The sequence below is a fragment of the Flavobacterium sp. MMLR14_040 genome (assembly GCF_033657265.1).
GTDB lineage: Bacteria > Bacteroidota > Bacteroidia > Flavobacteriales > Flavobacteriaceae > Flavobacterium.
This window is the reverse complement of the sequence record NZ_JAWVWO010000003.1, coordinates 396,977-413,533: the sequence shown is the minus strand read 5'-3', so window position 1 is coordinate 413,533 and position 16,557 is coordinate 396,977. Positions and strand designations below refer to the sequence as shown.

The 16,557-nt window shown below is 32.8% G+C and carries 13 protein-coding genes; 8 read left to right on the top strand and 5 right to left on the bottom strand.

Annotation, left to right across the window (positions count from 1 at the left end; translation table 11 throughout):
- Positions 1-66: 66 nt before the first annotated feature.
- A complete protein-coding gene (locus SD960_RS06945; protein ID WP_318801773.1) occupies positions 67-2,493 on the top strand; it encodes an ABC transporter permease in 2,427 nt (808 codons plus the stop codon).
- 278 nt (positions 2,494-2,771) lie between these two features.
- On the opposite strand, the gene SD960_RS06940 is transcribed toward SD960_RS06945, so the two are convergent.
- Complete coding sequence (locus SD960_RS06940) at positions 2,772-4,397, bottom strand: L,D-transpeptidase family protein (RefSeq protein WP_318801772.1); 1,626 nt, start codon at positions 4,395-4,397, stop codon at positions 2,772-2,774.
- Positions 4,398-4,820: 423 nt separating this feature from the next.
- On the opposite strand from SD960_RS06940, the gene SD960_RS06935 reads away from it, so the two are divergent.
- The 4 genes from SD960_RS06935 (at position 4,821) to SD960_RS06920 (ending at position 7,381) form a co-directional block, all read left to right on the top strand.
- Positions 4,821-5,951 (top strand): Mrp/NBP35 family ATP-binding protein, encoded by a 1,131-nt coding sequence (locus SD960_RS06935; protein WP_318801771.1) that lies wholly within the window; start codon positions 4,821-4,823, stop codon positions 5,949-5,951.
- A 111-nt stretch (positions 5,952-6,062) separates the two neighbouring features.
- A complete protein-coding gene (locus SD960_RS06930; protein WP_026982674.1) occupies positions 6,063-6,302 on the top strand; it encodes a NifU family protein in 240 nt (79 codons plus the stop codon).
- A 213-nt stretch (positions 6,303-6,515) separates the two neighbouring features.
- Positions 6,516-7,001 carry a hypothetical protein gene (locus tag SD960_RS06925; protein ID WP_318801770.1) on the top strand — a complete coding sequence of 162 codons (486 nt, stop codon included), beginning with the start codon at positions 6,516-6,518 and terminating at the stop codon, positions 6,999-7,001.
- Between the two features lie 62 nt (positions 7,002-7,063).
- A complete protein-coding gene (locus SD960_RS06920; RefSeq protein ID WP_042563328.1) occupies positions 7,064-7,381 on the top strand; it encodes a 2Fe-2S iron-sulfur cluster-binding protein in 318 nt (105 codons plus the stop codon).
- Between the two features lie 171 nt (positions 7,382-7,552).
- Here the strand turns inward: SD960_RS06920 and SD960_RS06915 are convergent, their stop codons facing one another.
- From SD960_RS06915 to SD960_RS06905, 3 genes are all read right to left on the bottom strand, one after another.
- Entirely contained in the window at positions 7,553-8,542 is a 990-nt protein-coding gene (locus SD960_RS06915) for an aspartate-semialdehyde dehydrogenase (protein WP_318801769.1), read from the bottom strand.
- A 174-nt stretch (positions 8,543-8,716) separates the two neighbouring features.
- The gene (gene mscL, locus SD960_RS06910) at positions 8,717-9,100 is read right to left on the bottom strand and encodes a large conductance mechanosensitive channel protein MscL (RefSeq protein WP_318801767.1); all 384 of its coding nucleotides are present in this window, start codon (positions 9,098-9,100) and stop codon (positions 8,717-8,719) included.
- A 67-nt stretch (positions 9,101-9,167) separates the two neighbouring features.
- Positions 9,168-11,636, bottom strand: coding sequence for a bifunctional UDP-N-acetylmuramoyl-tripeptide:D-alanyl-D-alanine ligase/alanine racemase (locus SD960_RS06905; protein WP_318801766.1), 2,469 nt, complete (start codon positions 11,634-11,636; stop codon positions 9,168-9,170).
- A 434-nt stretch (positions 11,637-12,070) separates the two neighbouring features.
- Here SD960_RS06905 and SD960_RS06900 point away from each other — a divergent pair, with 434 nt between their 5' ends.
- Positions 12,071-12,676: a hypothetical protein gene (locus SD960_RS06900; protein ID WP_318801764.1), complete on the top strand. Its 606-nt coding sequence runs from the start codon at positions 12,071-12,073 to the stop codon at positions 12,674-12,676.
- Here SD960_RS06900 and SD960_RS06895 read toward each other — a convergent pair.
- Entirely contained in the window at positions 12,671-13,405 is a 735-nt protein-coding gene (locus SD960_RS06895; protein WP_318801763.1) for a porin family protein, read from the bottom strand. The two genes, SD960_RS06900 and SD960_RS06895, sit on opposite strands and share 6 nt — an antisense overlap.
- A gap of 192 nt (positions 13,406-13,597) precedes the next feature.
- Here SD960_RS06895 and SD960_RS06890 point away from each other — a divergent pair, with 192 nt between their 5' ends.
- The gene (locus SD960_RS06890) at positions 13,598-13,951 is read left to right on the top strand and encodes a hypothetical protein (RefSeq protein WP_318801762.1); all 354 of its coding nucleotides are present in this window, start codon (positions 13,598-13,600) and stop codon (positions 13,949-13,951) included.
- 358 nt (positions 13,952-14,309) lie between these two features.
- Positions 14,310-16,517 carry a TonB-dependent receptor gene (locus SD960_RS06885; RefSeq protein ID WP_318801760.1) on the top strand — a complete coding sequence of 736 codons (2,208 nt, stop codon included), beginning with the start codon at positions 14,310-14,312 and terminating at the stop codon, positions 16,515-16,517.
- The last annotated feature ends 40 nt before the right edge of the window (positions 16,518-16,557 follow it).

Sequence of the window (16,557 nt, the reverse complement as noted above, 5' to 3'; positions counted from 1 at the left end):
TTCTGGTGGGATTTGTTTGCAAAGTATTGTCAATTATCTAACTAACCGTTTGTAAAAAAATAAACTATGATTTTTAACTGGTTTAAAATATTTATTTATCATTTAAGGCAAAACAAATTGTTTTCGTTTTTAAATGTTTTTGGATTAAGCATTGGGATTGCCGGAGTAATTTTTGCCATTTTATATTGGAATAATGAAAATGCCTACGACCAATGGAATCCTGAAAAAGACAATGTATATCAGGTTCTTAATGTGATAGGTGCAACCGGTGATACATGGGCAACAAGTTCTATTCCTTTTGGAAACACTTGTAAAGCAACAATTCCTGAAATCGAACAGATTTGCTTTTTGAATATTTGGTACAATGAATCTGTAATTAAATATCAAAATAAAAAATTAATAGATAAAAAGATCACGGTATCTGATAATAACTTTTTTGATTTTTTTCCATTTCCAATAGTAAAAGGTTCGAAAAAAGACATTTTAAGAGAGAAAAATAGCGTTGCCATGTCAGAAGAGCAGGCAAAATTACTCTTCAATGATGAAAATCCTATTGGAAAAACTATAACCTACGAAAATCAATCTTATACTGTAAAAGGGGTTTACCGTCTTGTAAAACCATCTACTTTTGAACCTAATTATGTTTTTGGAGGAGTTGTTCGTGAACAGGATAATAACCAATGGGGAAACTTTAATTATGGTTTTATGATTAAAACCAAAAAAGATAGTGACATCGCTGTAGTTTTAAAGAAAATGCATAACGTAAATTATGTAAACAGAACTTTAAAAGATGCTAAAGAAAGCGGCCAGACGCCGGAACAATATATCAAAGAGAATGGTGAAATTAAAATTATTCTCGATCAGCTAAAAACGTTACGCCTGCATGGCACAAAAACTTCCGGACAATCGACTCCTGAAGGAAAAGGAAACTTACAGCTTCTTTATATCATGGCAGGATTATCTGCTTTAATCCTTGTTTTGTCATTAGTAAACTATATTAATTTAGCAACAGCTTCCGCTATAAAACGTGCAAAAGAAGTAGGTGTTCGGAAGATTGTAGGTGCTTCAAAAAATCAGATTACCTACCAATTTATTTTTGAAACGGCCATTGTTGTAACTCTGGCTATTTTATTTGCTTTGGCAATTGTAGAGTTTTCATTGCCTTATTATAATGACTTCTTGAAGAAAAATTTGACTATGAATGGCGGCGAATTTTACCTGCAGCTTATTTGGATATTTGGATTAGTAATTATTCTTGCGGGTATTTTCCCTGCCATTTATATTTCAAATTTCGAAACTTTAAAAGTGCTTAAAGGTAATTTTTCGAGAAGTAAAAGCGGAATCTGGATTCGAAACTCAATGTTGATTTTTCAGTTTGGCATTGCCGCGTTTTTTATCATAGGCGCTTTGATTGTCAATAATCAGGTTAGTTATATGATGAATAAAGACCTTGGCTTTAGTGGCGATCAGGTGATACGAATTCCTTTTAATTATCAGGATCATGAAACAAAAGGGCAAAAGTACCACACTACAAAACAAGAAATCCTTAAGATTTCGGGAGTTCAGGACGCTTCTACTTTTGCCGGCACTTTTGGAAACAGTACTAATTCCAGCTCTGGTTTTACACACAACGGTGTTTTTGTACAGCCAAGAAATGTTGAAATGGACTTTGGCTTTTTGGAAATGATGAAAATTAAGATTGTAGAAGGTCGAAATTTGTCACCGAAATTCGCTTCAGACACTATTGACAACTGGTTGATTAACGAAACTCTGGCTAAAAAACTAGGGTTAAAAAACCCTATCAATACTATAATAAGTTCTGGTTGGGGAAATGAAAAAGGGAATTTAAAATTCAAAGTTGTCGGAATTGTAAAGGATTTTCACATTACGGGATTGCAAAGTAAAGTACCTCCAATGGTTTTTATCAATATGAAAACTTTAAAATGGAATAATTTTCAGAATATTTATGTAAAGGTTTCGCCAAATAACCTAACCGAAACTTTAGCTAAATTAAAAGCCTATTGGGAGAAAAACGTAAATCCTGATTACCCTTTTGATTATGAATTTGTAAATAAAGGATTTGCCAAAACGTATCAGGAACAAGTAAAACAAAAAGATTTGTTTTTTATTTTGAATCTGATTGTGATTATTATTGCCATTTTTGGACTATTTGCCTTGGCTTCTTTCTCTATGGAAAGACGATTGAAAGAAATCGCCATCAGAAAAACTCTTGGTGCAGAAACTGATGCTTTGCTCAAGGAATTATCAAAACAATATATTATTTTCTGCTTAATTGGTTTTGCAATTGGCGTTGTTCCTGCTTATATTTTATTGCAAAAATGGCTGGAGAATTTTGCTTTCAGGATTGGAATTTCAGTAGTTCCGTTTACTATTGCGCTTATTTCATTATTGGTTCTGACCTTACTAATTGTTTCGGCAAAAGCCTATCAGGTAACTAAAATAGATATTTTAAAGTATTTAAAATACGAATAATACTTGTAGACCATTTTTTTGAATACCCGCTAGATATAAAGTCTAACGGGTATTTTTTATTATTAAAAAGCTGTTGAGTGTAATTATTTTTAACACATAGAAACATAGCATTATTAAAGTCCAAAAAAAGACGTTTCACTTGCATTAATAAACATAGCTATGTGTGAGAAAAGAGTTCCTTTTTTAATTCTTTTTTAAACATAAAATCTATGTTTCTATGTGTTTAATTAAATTTTTTATGCATTTCATTCAAAAGGTTATTAAAACTAAATTTTGTTTTATTTCATCACAACATCATCAGAATAAAGCAATTTATCGAGTTGTTTGTCTCTGTCGTATACATCTGGAAAAAAGCTAATTTCGCCCGTTTCATCATTTACCCAAGTGGTAAAATAACAGATATAAATCGGGATTTTATTTTTGAGCATACACGTTGTTTCTTTTTCACCGCTCATTGCTTTATCTATTTTTTCTACAGACCAGTCGGGATTATCTTTTAAAATAGAAATTGCCAATTGTCTTGCTTCTTGCACATTGATACAGCCATGACTAAAAGTTCGTTTTGCAAATCCAAATAAAGTTTTGGCAGGCGTATCATGCAAGTAAATATCATTCGGATTTGGAAACATAAATTTCACCAGACCTAACGAGTTTTTAGGACCTGGTTTTTGTCTTACTCTTCCTCCGTTCCACTCCATATTATTTTCTTCCAGATAATTTTTATCTGCAGCAATTTTGAGTTTTAATTCATTATCGATAATACTTTGCGGAACATTCCAATACGGGCTAAAAACGATTCTGTCTATCATTCCGCTAAAAATAACAGTTTCGGTCATTCTGGTTCCCACAAAAACATCAGATACCAATTCATACTTTCCATTTTTAACATAAAACAATCTGAAGGAAGGAATATTAACCATAACCAATTCGTCTGCATTTGCCAATTTTGTAGGTATCCAGCGGCAACGTTCCATATTAATCATTATAGTTCTGATTCTATTTGCAATAGGTTCATTCATTTGGTTAATATGTTCTCTGGTTAAGGTATAATTTGGTGTAAGGCCATATCTTTTTTTATAATTTAATATGCCCGCCATCATTTCTTCATCATACACATTTCGCTTAGAGTTCTGCTTTAAATCTCCCACTACAAACAAACGTTCCCTGATTTGACCCACAATTGCTGAACTGTCCATAGGTTTTAGTTCTTTGTAAGTGGTGCTGTCAATATCGATTTTCTTCCATAAATTATTTTTTTCGATCGTTCTGTATTTCTTCAAAACATCCTGAAGTTTATAATATTGGCTATACAAAAGATGACTGTCCTTATTAAGCCGATTTGGATCCTGAATAAGGGAATCTAATATTCTTGAATAAGAAATATTTTTGGTAGGCAAATACCAGCCTATTTTTTTTAAGGTTGCCGCATCTTCTCCAGAGTAAACATTGCTGGCATAAAACACATACATGCTTGTCAGCAATAATTCTGTATCTGTTTGAGACGGTTTTTCGGTAACGCTTTCATTAAAAATTTCGTCGATCACATCTTTATAAGGCATTTTTTTATTTATCCCCTGCTCTTTTAGCAAATCGACTTTTTCGTAGAGTAAATGACCAAATTCACTAATGCTTTTCTCATCGTACCAAATGGTATTGTATTCTCTTTTTTTGTAGAGATCCAAAACATCATTTTGGTATTTTTTTAATTTCGGATAAGTCGTAAAAAATTTAATAATAGCTTCATTATCAACTGAAAACCCTGAAGTTGATTTTTCCTGAAGTATAATATTTCCGTTTAAAAATGATTTGTGAGACAAAAATGGTTTTTCGGTATGGGCAAAACCAAGAGTAGACATTAAAAAGCCTGTAATGATAAAGAGAAATAAAAAAGTAGAATTTCGCATAATTTTCTTTTTAAATTTTAGAAATAAATCTTATTTAAAAAATAGCGAAAACTCTATCAGATACCATAAAACATGCCTTCGTCTATCTTTAAAAATAGTAGAAATCAAAATTTAGGGTACTCAAAGATAAGGAATTATAATGGAAGTTATTTTAATGAAATACATAAAATTATACGAAAATTCAGATTTATTAATACCAATTATTCAATTGAAATTAAAATAAGTTGCCTTCTTCTTTTTTTTATAACACAAAACCTAAAAAATCAAAAAACAATTCTCATTAGTTTGAATAATCTCAATATCAACAAATCCAATACAAAAAAGCCAAAATCCGAACAGAATCATTTATCTTTGCAGTCTGAAATGAGTTTAAATAAAAACAGTATTTGAATTAATTTCAGTCCATACAAACACGACAATAAAATGAAATTAGACAGAAAAGAAATTCTTAAAGCTTTGGAAACAATTACCGTAGCTGGAGAAGGAAAAAATATGGTTGAAAGTGGAGCTGTTGCCAATGTATTAACTTTTGGTGATGAAGTTGTAGTCGATTTAGTATTACACACTCCTGCAATGCACATTAAAAAAAGAGCTGAAGATGATATCAAAAAAACAATTCATGAATTGGTATATCCAGAAGCAAAAATTAAAGTAAACATTAAAATTGAAACACCTGAGAAAAACGAAATTAAAGGTCGTGCCATTCCGGGAATCAAAAATATAATTGCCGTTGCCTCTGGTAAAGGTGGAGTTGGAAAATCTACTGTTACGGCAAATTTAGCGGTAACATTAGCAAAAATGGGATTTTCTGTTGGAGTTCTTGATGCCGATATTTACGGGCCATCGATGCCAATTATGTTTGATGTCGAAAACGAAAAACCGGTTTCGATTATGGTTGATGGAAAATCGAAAATGAAACCTATCGAAAGTTATGAGATCAAAATACTTTCTATCGGATTTTTTACAGCGCCAAGCCAGGCTGTAATCTGGAGAGGACCAATGGCAGCAAAAGCATTGAACCAAATGATTTTTGATGCAGATTGGGGAGAATTAGATTTTATGTTAATCGATTTGCCTCCGGGAACAGGAGATATCCATCTTTCGATCATGCAGTCATTGCCAATTACGGGTGCCGTAGTCGTAAGTACACCTCAGGCTGTGGCTCTTGCCGATGCTAAAAAAGGAGTTGCCATGTTTATGCAGGACAATATTAATGTTCCTGTTTTGGGAATTATAGAAAATATGGCTTACTTTACACCAGAAGAATTACCTGACAATAAATATTATATTTTTGGTCAGGAAGGAGCTAAAAACCTTGCAGAAGATTTAGATGTTCCTTTCTTAGGAGAAGTGCCAATTGTACAATCAATTCGTGAAGCGGGAGATTATGGTCGTCCGGCGGCTTTACAAACAGCATCAGTAATTGAAACTGTTTTTGAAGAAATTACCCGTAATGTTGTACAGGAAACAGTAAACAGAAATGATAGTTTACCTGCTACCGAAGCTATTAAAATTACAACAATGGCAGGTTGTTCAGCAGTAAAGAAAAATTAGATAATCGAGATAAGACTAATCAGATAATTTGATAATTAGATAATTAGACAATTTTACGCAAAGTAAATTTTCTAATTATCTAATTGACATATTTTCTAATTGATAAAAATTATGACAACAGAAGAATTAACAAGCAACGTATTATTGGCTCTTGACGAAATCAGACCTTTTTTAAATTCTGACGGGGGAGACATTACACTTATATCTATAGACGATGACAAACATGTTAAAGTTCGTCTGGAAGGTGCGTGCATTAGCTGTAGCGTAAATCAAATGACACTAAAAGCAGGCGTTGAAACCACTATAAAAAAATATGCCCCACAAATAGAAACTGTGGTAAATATCATGTAATAAATAAAATTTTATGGGTCGCTAAGAAAATTCTGATTTAACAAGAATATTTGACCTTTAATGATTTTGATTCCGAAAAACTCAAAAAACATTCAAAAAAATGCGTGTTTTTGCGATTTTATCAAAAAAGTATGTAAAGTTTTAAGATATTTCAGCAAGGTATTGTTACATTTTTAACTTAAATTTGTGGCGTAACCCCTTAAACCGAAATATATGAAGAATTTTTACGCTCTACTTTTATTAATGTTTTTTGTTTCAGCGAGTTATGCTCAACAAAATGTAACAACACTTGTTGTTGACAAAGCTTATCTGAACGAAGCAGAAGAATGGTCTGATTTTACCTATTCAGGAAAAATTGTGTTCTCGACAAATTCAAATGAAGAAGAAGGAACTTTAAGAATTGGTAATTATGACTTTTTATATGATTTCTGCGATGGAAAAGCTAAATTTGCAAATAAAGCAACTTACAGCTCTGCAGAATTTTCACATCCAAGAAAAGTTTCTGTTAGCACCGACAAACAAGGTGTTGTAAACTCAACTTATGAAGGAACGCTAGTTTTCCAGGCTGATAGAGATTATTACTCAGTGATAGCTGTTGTAACTTTATTAGAAAAAAACGGTTATATTCTCGGTGTAAAAATGCGCCAAAAAGAAGGAAACAAAAAAGAATACGCGTTTAGTACAAAACCAGGCAGTTAAAATAAACAAAAGGATTTTTTCACGTTATTAAATCCTAAATCAGAAAAATTCCAACATTAAAAATGGATGTATTAATAAAGATTAAAGATCGAGAAGGAGTTATACACGAGTTACAAGCTCCAACTGATATGGCAATGAATATAATGGAGTTATGCAAGGCATACGAACTTCCTGTTGAGGGAACCTGCGGAGGAATGGCCATGTGTGCTTCTTGCCAGTGTTACGTTCTAAATGATGTTGCATTACCTGAAATGGGAGATGAGGAAGAAGCCATGCTTTCGGAAGCATTTTATGTTAAATCTAATAGCCGTTTGGGCTGTCAGATTCCAATTACTGAGCAATTAGAAGGTCTGGAATTAGAACTGGCACCTGAATATTAAAGAATAAAATTCCAATATTTTAATTCCAAATTCCAATAGTGCTGGTCGTTCTATTGTAATTTGGAATTTTTTATTTCTGGTAGTTAACACTGGATTTCTAAACAAAAAAACCGTAATTACATTGCTGCAATTACGGTCTTTTCTTTATAACAATTTTCTTTAATCTCTAACTTATACCAAACCTGCCTGAATTAAATATTCAGCAATTTGAATCGTGTTTGTCGCAGCTCCTTTTCTTAAGTTATCAGCAACAATCCACATGTTTAATGTGTTTTCCTGGCTTTCGTCACGACGAATTCTACCCACAAAAACATCATTTTTTCCTTCTGCATACAATGGCATTGGGTAAGTAAATGTATCCAGATTATCCTGAACCGTTACTCCATCAGTATTATGTAAAATTTCGCGTACTTCGTTTACATCAAAATCATTTGTAAACTCAACATTTACCGCTTCACTATGTCCGCCTACAACCGGCACACGAACTGCTGTTGCAGTTACTCTAATCGTTTTATCGTCCAGGATTTTTTGAGTTTCGCGAACTAATTTCATTTCTTCTTTAGTGTACCCGTTGTCTTCAAAACTATCACAATGTGGAATCGCATTTCTGTGAATTGGATATTTATAAGCCATTTCTCCCTGAATTCCTGCGTATTCATTTTCTAACTGTCTAACCGCTTTTACACCCGTTCCGGTGATCGATTGGTAAGTAGAAACAATGATTCTTTTAATATTGTATTTTTTGTGCAAAGGAGCCAATGCCAAAACCATTTGAATAGTAGAGCAGTTTGGATTTGCAATAATTTTATCTTCTTTTGTTAATGATGAAGCATTGATCTCCGGCACTACTAATTTTTTAGTAGGATCCATTCTCCATGCCGATGAGTTATCAATAACGGTTGTTCCGGCTGCAGCAAATTTTGGAGCCCACTCTAATGATGTATCTCCACCGGCAGAAAAAACAGCAATATCTGCTTTCATATCTACTGCGGTTTGCATTCCTACAACTTTATATTTTGTTCCTTTATATTCAATTTCTTTTCCTATTGATTTTTCAGATGCAACAGGAATCAATTCTGTAACAGGAAAATTTCTTTCTGCCAACACTTTAAGCATTACTTCGCCAACCATACCAGTGGCACCTACAACCGCTATTCTCATTTTTATATTTTTAGTATGAATTAAATCTAAATTATAATGCAAAAGTATACATAATAAAAGTCAAAACAAGGCGCTTCACAAAAAATAACAAAATGTTACAAATTAAACAAAAGCAAAAAAAACCGCCTCCATTACGAAGCGGTTAAGTTAGACTTAGTGTAGCGGTATAGTATATTATTGTTTATTTTTTAATAAATCCCTGATTTGAATAAGAAGTTCTTCCTGCGTTGGTCCGACCGGAGCAGCTGGTGGCGGAACATCTTTCTTTTTAATACTATTAATTCCTTTAATAATTAAAAATAAAACAAATGCAACAATTACAAAGTTAATTACTGCAGCAATAAAAACTCCATACTTTACACCTCCAAAAGCCGTAAGCTCTTCTATAGAAGATAAATGTGCGGCATCCAAAGCGGGTTTCAATATTAAAGGCGTTATTACATTGTCAATTAATGAACCTACAATTTTATTAAAAGCAGCTCCAATGATCACACCGACAGCCAAGTCAATTACGTTGCCTTTGGTCGCAAATTCCTTAAATTCTGAAAAAAATCCCATAACTGTTCGTTTTATTTGTAATTAATAGATATCGAAAATACGGAATATTCCTGAAAATCCCTCAAAATTATCTGAAAAATACCCTTTTGACGCGTTGCGAAATACTGGTCAGAATTTCATACGGAATTGTTTTTAACGCAGCTGCGATCTCTGTTACGGTTGGGCTTTCGCCAAAAATAATAACTGAATCTCCTTCTTTACAATCAATTTCGGTCACATTCACCATTAACATATCCATACAAACACTGCCTACAATTGAGGCTTTTTGATTTTTAATAACAACATAACCTACTTCATTTCCCCACAAACGTGAAATTCCGTCTGCATAACCAATTGGGATTGTCGCGATTTTAGTGGGTTTATCCGCCATAAAACGGCGCCCGTAACCTACGCTATCGCCTGCAGGAATTGTGCGAACCTGAGAAATAATCGATTTTAAAGTCCCCACGTTTTCCAGATATTTTTGTTCTGCCGGATCGTTTGAAACTCCATATAAACCAATTCCTAAACGAACCATATTAAATTGCGCTTCAGGAAAATTGCTAATTCCAGAGGTATTCAAAATATGACGAATGGGATTAATATTTAATTCTGAAATTAATTTTGATGATAATTTTTCGAATAACTTAATTTGAGAAATCACAAAATCATAATGATTCATATCGTCACTTGTTGCCAAATGTGATAAAACACTTTGCACTTTAACGGTTGTGTTTCCTTTTAAGGTTTCAATTAATTCGGTTAATGTATTTTCTTCAAAACCCAAACGGTGCATTCCGGTATCGAGTTTTATATGAATTGGAAAGTCTTTTAGATTCTTTTCTCGTGCAATTTTTAAAAAGGCATTTAATCCTTTTACACTATAAATTTCAGGTTCTAACTGATATTGAATAATCGAAGGAAAACTGGTCGATTCTGGATTTAAAACCATAATTGGCAATTTGATTCCGCCGTTTTTAAGAGAGATTCCTTCATCGGCGAAAGCCACACCTAAATAATCTACTTTATGATGTTCTAATAATTTGGCAATTTCCAAACCACCGTTTCCATAACCAAAAGCTTTTACCATTACCATGATTTTCACATCATTGGCCAATTTAGATTTAAAGAAATTTAAATTATGACTAATAGAATCGAGATTAATTTCGAGAATCGTTTCATGCGTTTTCTCTTCTAATAAAGTTACGATTTCTTCAAACTGAAATGATCTTGCCCCTTTTATCAAAATAGTTTCATTGGCAAAACTCAGGCTTTCAAAATGCGCAATAAACTCTGCTGTATTTTGAAAAGTAATGCAATTTGAAAACTTGTCTGCAAAAGATGAAATAGTCGAACCAATGCCAATTACACGATTAATTTTATTGTCTGAAATAAGCTGGGCAACTTTTGAATATAATTCTTCATTTGAAAATCCACTCTGGAAAATATCCGATAAAATAACCGTTTTTGAAGCATTCTTTTTTTGACTTTCGAGAAAATCCAACGCGATTTTCAGCGATTGAAAATCGGAGCTGTAACTATCATCAATAATACTGCAGTTGTTGATTCCGTTTTTAACTTCCAGGCGCATTTCTACCGGATACAACATTTGCATGCGGTTTTGAATTGTTGTAGCATCATACTCAAAATGAAGCAAAACCAACAAACAAGAAATAGCATTTTCTATAGAAGCAGAATCCTGAAACGGAATTTCAAGGTCGAAAATTTCATTTTTATATTGATATTCAATACGTGTTTTATCGTTTCTATTTTCTTTTTTCAGAATAAAAACATCAGCGGTTTTATCCCTGAAACTCCATGAAAAAAGTTTTCGCGGATGAAGCAGATATTCTGCCGCAAATTGTGACATGCAGGAATCTACAATATCATTTTTTTGATAAATAATTACCGGACAATCTTTAAACAAAAGCAGCTTTTCATCTATCTTTTGTACTAAATTCAAAAAACCTTCATCGTGTGCGGTTCCAATATTGGTCAACACGCCAATTGTAGGTTTGATGATTTTTTCGAGTTTGTCCATTTCGTTAACTGTCGAAATTCCCGCTTCGAAAATACCCAGGTTGTGTTTTTCGTTAATAGCAATTACAGAAAGCGGAACGCCAACTTGTGAGTTATAACTTTTTGGACTTCTGATAATATTATAATCGGGACTTAGTAAAAAATTAAGCCATTCTTTTACAATCGTTTTTCCGTTACTACCGGTCAGGCCGATGATTGGAAAATCAAAAAGGTGTCTGTAATAAGCCGCAAAATGCTGAAGTGCATCTAAAGTGTTTTTTACAACCAAAAAATTAGCTTTCCCTTCGCAATTTTCAGGAATATACTGCACAACAAAATTCTGAACGCCTTTGTCTATAAGTTCTGAAATATATAAATGAGCATCATTATTTACGCCAGATAGCGCAAAAAATAAAGTTTGCGATCCGTTTTGCAGCGAACGGCTGTCAATCGAAATATGATCGATAAAAATAGCAGCTTCAACACCAATCCATTTGGCCTCAAGAACTGATATAAGGTTTTTTATGTTTATGCTCATTTGGGAAATTTCTTTTGTCAAATTTAAAAAAAGGTTTGCCAGGAATTGCAGAAATTTCACTAATTATTTGTGGTTGTTTTTTTACCGGAGATTAAAAAAATTTGCCACTAATTGCACTAATTTTCACTAATTATTTCACGCAGATTTAAAAAAGATTTTAGCAGATCCATACAGATTTTTATTTATCAAATCTGCTAAAATCTGCAGAATCTGCTTGAAACAAATAGTAAAATAGGTTTGCCACGAATTTCACGAATTTTCACGAATTTTTATTTGCCACAGATTAAAGGATTAAAAATGATTTTACAATCTGTGAGAATCTTTTAATCTGTAGCTAACATTTTTTAAACTGCAAAAAATTAGTGAAAATTCGTGTAATTCGTGGCAAAAAAAAAATATTTCCCTATATTTGTGAAGACCTCAAATTAAAGATTTTGAAAAAAATACTCCCGATATTCTCCTATATACTGCATCCGATTTTTATTTCGATGTATGCTACTTTATTTTATTTGTATTGTAAAGGTGATATTTTTACAAATCAGGAGAAATATTATGTTTTGTTTCAAATTCTGATCATTACGATTTTGGTTCCCATATTATTTTTTATGCTGCTTCGCTCAACGGGACATGTAAAATCTGTAATGATCCATGAAACTTCGCAACGTAAAATTCCGCTTATTTTACAATGTTTTCTTTATATTTTATTGGTAAAAAGAAGCATTGTCATAATGCGTTATCCAGAACTTCATTTCTTTTTTCTTGGTGCTTTGTTTAGTACAATTTTGGCTTTAATAGGATCACTTTTCAAGATAAAGGCAAGTTTGCACATGATGGCAATTAGCGGATTTACTATTTTTGTTATCGGGTTAAGCATTCACTTGCAAACGCACAACCCTTACTGGACGGCGTTGATGGTTTTCCTGACCGGAATTGTGGCATCATCAAGATTAGCCATGGACGCGCACACAAATAAAGAGCTGCTTATTGGTTTGGCACTTGGTATATTACCGCAAATGCTATTTTTATATCTATGGTTATAAAATGTAAAATATCAATCCCGCATTTAAGGTCCTAACATCTATTTTTTGTCCCGAAGTAGTAATTACGTCTTTAAACAAAGGGTTTAATCCGTAATTGAGGTAAACATTCCAGGTATTATAACCTGCAGCGAGATAAACGCCATATTGAACTTTATTTATATTCGGATTATTTTTAACTACATACTTCTCTTCGCCATTATCTAAAACTGATTTATTAGCAAAGACATAACTGATTTTAAATCCTCCATAAATTCTCCAAAATCTATAACTTTCATAAGTCGAATTTCTCCATCGAAATTCTATTGGAAGATCGACCAAATACTGTCTGTATCTATTTGAACTAATATCATTATAGTCACTTACTGCATATGCCAATCCGCCGTCAGGCATTTTAGAAATAGTAAGATTTTGAAAATAATTTTGATAGCTTAATCCTAAACCTGTGGCAATTGCAACGGTTCTTTTTTTGTTTATTGGCATATCACGAAGGAACCCCGCAGAAAGTCCTGCAGAAAATTTATTTTGTTTCAGGCCTTCCGGGATCTGGGTTAGCAAATTATAAGTGATCGAAAAATAAAACTGATCTTCACGATATAAAGAATCGATTTTTACAGTCGGTTCTATTTTAGGTTTTGTTTCTTCCTGAGAAAAAACACTAAAAAACGACATTATAAATAAACAACTAAAAATGAATCGCATATCGTATTTTGGTTTTAAGGATGTTCTCAAGTAAACGTTTTTTAGAGTTGATTTATTTCACTTACAAATATAATATAATGCTGGCTCAAGAAGTGAATTAACACGAAATTATTCTTTTTTTCGCTACGAATAAATTCTTTCATTGCACTATTTTCAATAAATCAGTAATAGAATCAAAAAAACAAATCGATTATTCATTGCTCTTTTATACCTTTGTCATGCATGAAAAAAAAGCAGCTCATATTAAGTGTTTCTTTGGCGCTGACAGTATTGTTCTCAATATTGTTTCAGTCCATACACAGTTATGAGCATATTGTAAAGCAGCTTTCAGAGAAACAATGTCATCATGATTATAGTGATCCAAGCGGAGAAATAACGCATCAGCACCATGATTATGATTTGTGTTATGTTTGTCATTTTGCTTTTGGAAGTTATGTTATTCCCGAAGAATTTTCATTTCAACTATATACTTTACACAAAGAAATTCCTTATTTCTTTACACGTTCAGAAAAAATATTTTCATTTTCAGAAAGTGCCTACTTATTACGTGGCCCGCCTGCAGTTATAGTTTCCTGATTTCGAAATATTCGAAATAAAACCCACAAATCTTTTAATCTAATTCGGAACAAAACAAATTTTCCATCCTTGAAATGTATCAGGATTGGCAAGTTTACTTTGATTTCAATGTATTAGTTTAAAGGAAAAAAATCCAATTAATTATAACATCGTTGTAACTCAAAAATATTTAACACATAGAAACATAGACTTTATATTCTATTAAAAAGGGCGTAAAAAAGAAACAAGTTTCTTTCACATAGATCAAACTATGTGCATTTTAACTAAGTGAAACGTCTTTATCTAAAACTATAAATACTATGTTTCTATGTGTTTGAAAAATTACACTAAACGAGTTTAACTATAGCATCATTTTCAAATGAAAAAAATAATATTAGCCCTTATTTTAGGGTTTTCGAGCCTGCTTTCGGCTCAAAATTCTGTTTCAGGAACCGTAACAAATCTTGAAAACCAAGCCATGCCCGGCGTCTCGGTGTATGCGCCTGAATTGCATAGAGGAACAACCACGGATGAAAACGGAAAATACGAATTTAAAAACCTTCCAAACGGCAATTTTAGACTTGCTTTTGCCTTTGTTGGATATACAACTCAAAACAAAACGATTTCTAAATTATTAAAAGAAAACACTTTAGACATTGTACTTTCAGAATCTGTTTTTGAAATGGATGAAGTAGTCGTTTCAACTCCTTTCAACAAATTGCAATCGCAAAACGTTATGAAAGTCGAGCATGAAAGCATCAAAACACTACAGCAAAAAGGAACTTCGACTTTAATTGAAGGTTTGGCAACGATTCCCGGAGTTTCTCAAATTTCTACCGGAACTTCTATTGGAAAACCGGTTATTAGAGGTTTAAGCGGAAATCGTGTTTTGGTGTATTCTCAAGGTGTAAGAATTGAAAATCAACAATTTGGAGACGAACATGGTTTAGGTTTAAACGATGCGGGAATTGAAAGTGTTGAAGTTATCAAAGGACCGGCTTCTTTATTATATGGTTCTGATGCTTTGGGAGGAGTTTTATATTTTAATCCTGAAAAATTTGCCGATGCCGGAACTTTTAAAGCTAATTTCAGTCAAAAATATTTCACGAATACACAAGGAAGTAATTCATCTATCGGATTAAAAACTTCTACAGACAACTGGAAATTTCTCGCTCGCGGAAGTTACAACACTCATTCTGATTATAAAATTGCCGATGGCGATCGCGTAACGAATTCACGTTATAATGAAACCGATTTAAAAACCGGAATTGGATATAGTAATTCAAGCTTTTCCAGTGTTTTAAGATACAATTACAACAAACTGGATATCGGAATTCCGGAAGACGGAATTGGCGAACAATCTTCAAGCAAAGACACACAATTTCCAAGACAGGGAATTTTCAATCATTTATTGAGTCTGAACAATGTGATCTTTTTCGAAAATTCAAAACTAGATGTTGATTTGGGTTACATTTCAAATGACAGAAGCGAATTTGAAGACAGCAACGAGGCTTCTTTGCACATGAAACTGAATACTTTAAATTATAATGCAAAATATCATTTTCCGAAATTTGGTAAAATTGAAACGATTTTAGGTGTTCAGGGAATGCATCAAACGAACAAAAATTCTGGTGAAGAATATTTGATTCCGGATGCGACAACAAATGATTTTGGTGTTTTTGGAACTGCCAATTACGAGTGGAATTCCAGCGTTTTACAAGCAGGATTGCGTTTTGACAACAGAAACGTGACTTCTGAAGCGCATGGAACGGAAGGTGAAGAAGGTTATTTTCTTCCTTTAGACAAATCATTTGACAGTTTTAATGCTTCTTTAGGATATAAAACAAAATTGGCTGAACCGCTTACACTTCGATTGAATGTTGCGACTGGTTTTAGAGCGCCAAACTTAGCAGAATTAACTTCAAACGGAGTTCATGAAGGAACAAACCGTTATGAAATTGGAAATGCCAATTTAAAAACTGAACAAAACGTTCAGACTGATTTGAATTTAGAATATAAAAATTCGCATTTTGAATTCTTTATCAACGGATTTTACAATCACATCAACAATTACATTTATACTTCGCCAACCGGAGATGTTTTAGATGATAATGATGTTTTTGCCTATGTTCAGGATAATGCAAAATTGTATGGTGGTGAAGTTGGATTGCATTTTCATCCACATCCTTTAGACTGGCTGCATTTTGAAACCAGTTTTGAAACGGTTACGGGTAAAAAAGACAACAATGATTACTTGCCTTTGATTCCGGCAAACAACTGGAATAACACACTTAGAACTGAGTTCAATATCAAAAATTGGTTTCAGGAAGGATATGCTTCTTTAAACGTTTCTTCGACTTTTGATCAAAGTAATGTAAGTGGTTTTGAAACGGCTTCAAAAGGATATACTTTGGTAAATTTAGGCTTTGGAGGAACCGTAAAATTGGGTAAAACAGCTTTTGATGTCAACCTGAACGGAAACAATTTATTTGATAAAAAATATATCGCGCATCTTTCAAGATTAAAAACAGATGGAGTTCCGAACATTGGAAGAAATATCGTGTTAGGAGTAAACTTCAACATATAGTTTTTTTAAACCATATAAGTCATATAAGTTCATTTAATTT

What these genes read in the sequence shown, in the direction of transcription:
- SD960_RS06945 (WP_318801773.1), top strand. Translation starts at nt 67, where the DNA reads ATGATTTTTAACTGGTTTAAAATATTTATTTATCATTTAAGGCAAAAC.
- SD960_RS06940 (WP_318801772.1), bottom strand. Translation starts at nt 4,397, where the DNA reads ATGCGAAATTCTACTTTTTTATTTCTCTTTATCATTACAGGCTTTTTA.
- SD960_RS06935 (WP_318801771.1), top strand. Translation starts at nt 4,821, where the DNA reads ATGAAATTAGACAGAAAAGAAATTCTTAAAGCTTTGGAAACAATTACC.
- SD960_RS06930 (WP_026982674.1), top strand. Translation starts at nt 6,063, where the DNA reads ATGACAACAGAAGAATTAACAAGCAACGTATTATTGGCTCTTGACGAA.
- SD960_RS06925 (WP_318801770.1), top strand. Translation starts at nt 6,516, where the DNA reads ATGAAGAATTTTTACGCTCTACTTTTATTAATGTTTTTTGTTTCAGCG.
- SD960_RS06920 (WP_042563328.1), top strand. Translation starts at nt 7,064, where the DNA reads ATGGATGTATTAATAAAGATTAAAGATCGAGAAGGAGTTATACACGAG.
- SD960_RS06915 (WP_318801769.1), bottom strand. Translation starts at nt 8,542, where the DNA reads ATGAGAATAGCGGTTGTAGGTGCCACTGGTATGGTTGGCGAAGTAATG.
- mscL (WP_318801767.1), bottom strand. Translation starts at nt 9,100, where the DNA reads ATGGGATTTTTTTCAGAATTTAAGGAATTTGCGACCAAAGGCAACGTA.
- SD960_RS06905 (WP_318801766.1), bottom strand. Translation starts at nt 11,636, where the DNA reads ATGAGCATAAACATAAAAAACCTTATATCAGTTCTTGAGGCCAAATGG.
- SD960_RS06890 (WP_318801762.1), top strand. Translation starts at nt 13,598, where the DNA reads ATGAAAAAAAAGCAGCTCATATTAAGTGTTTCTTTGGCGCTGACAGTA.
- SD960_RS06885 (WP_318801760.1), top strand. Translation starts at nt 14,310, where the DNA reads ATGAAAAAAATAATATTAGCCCTTATTTTAGGGTTTTCGAGCCTGCTT.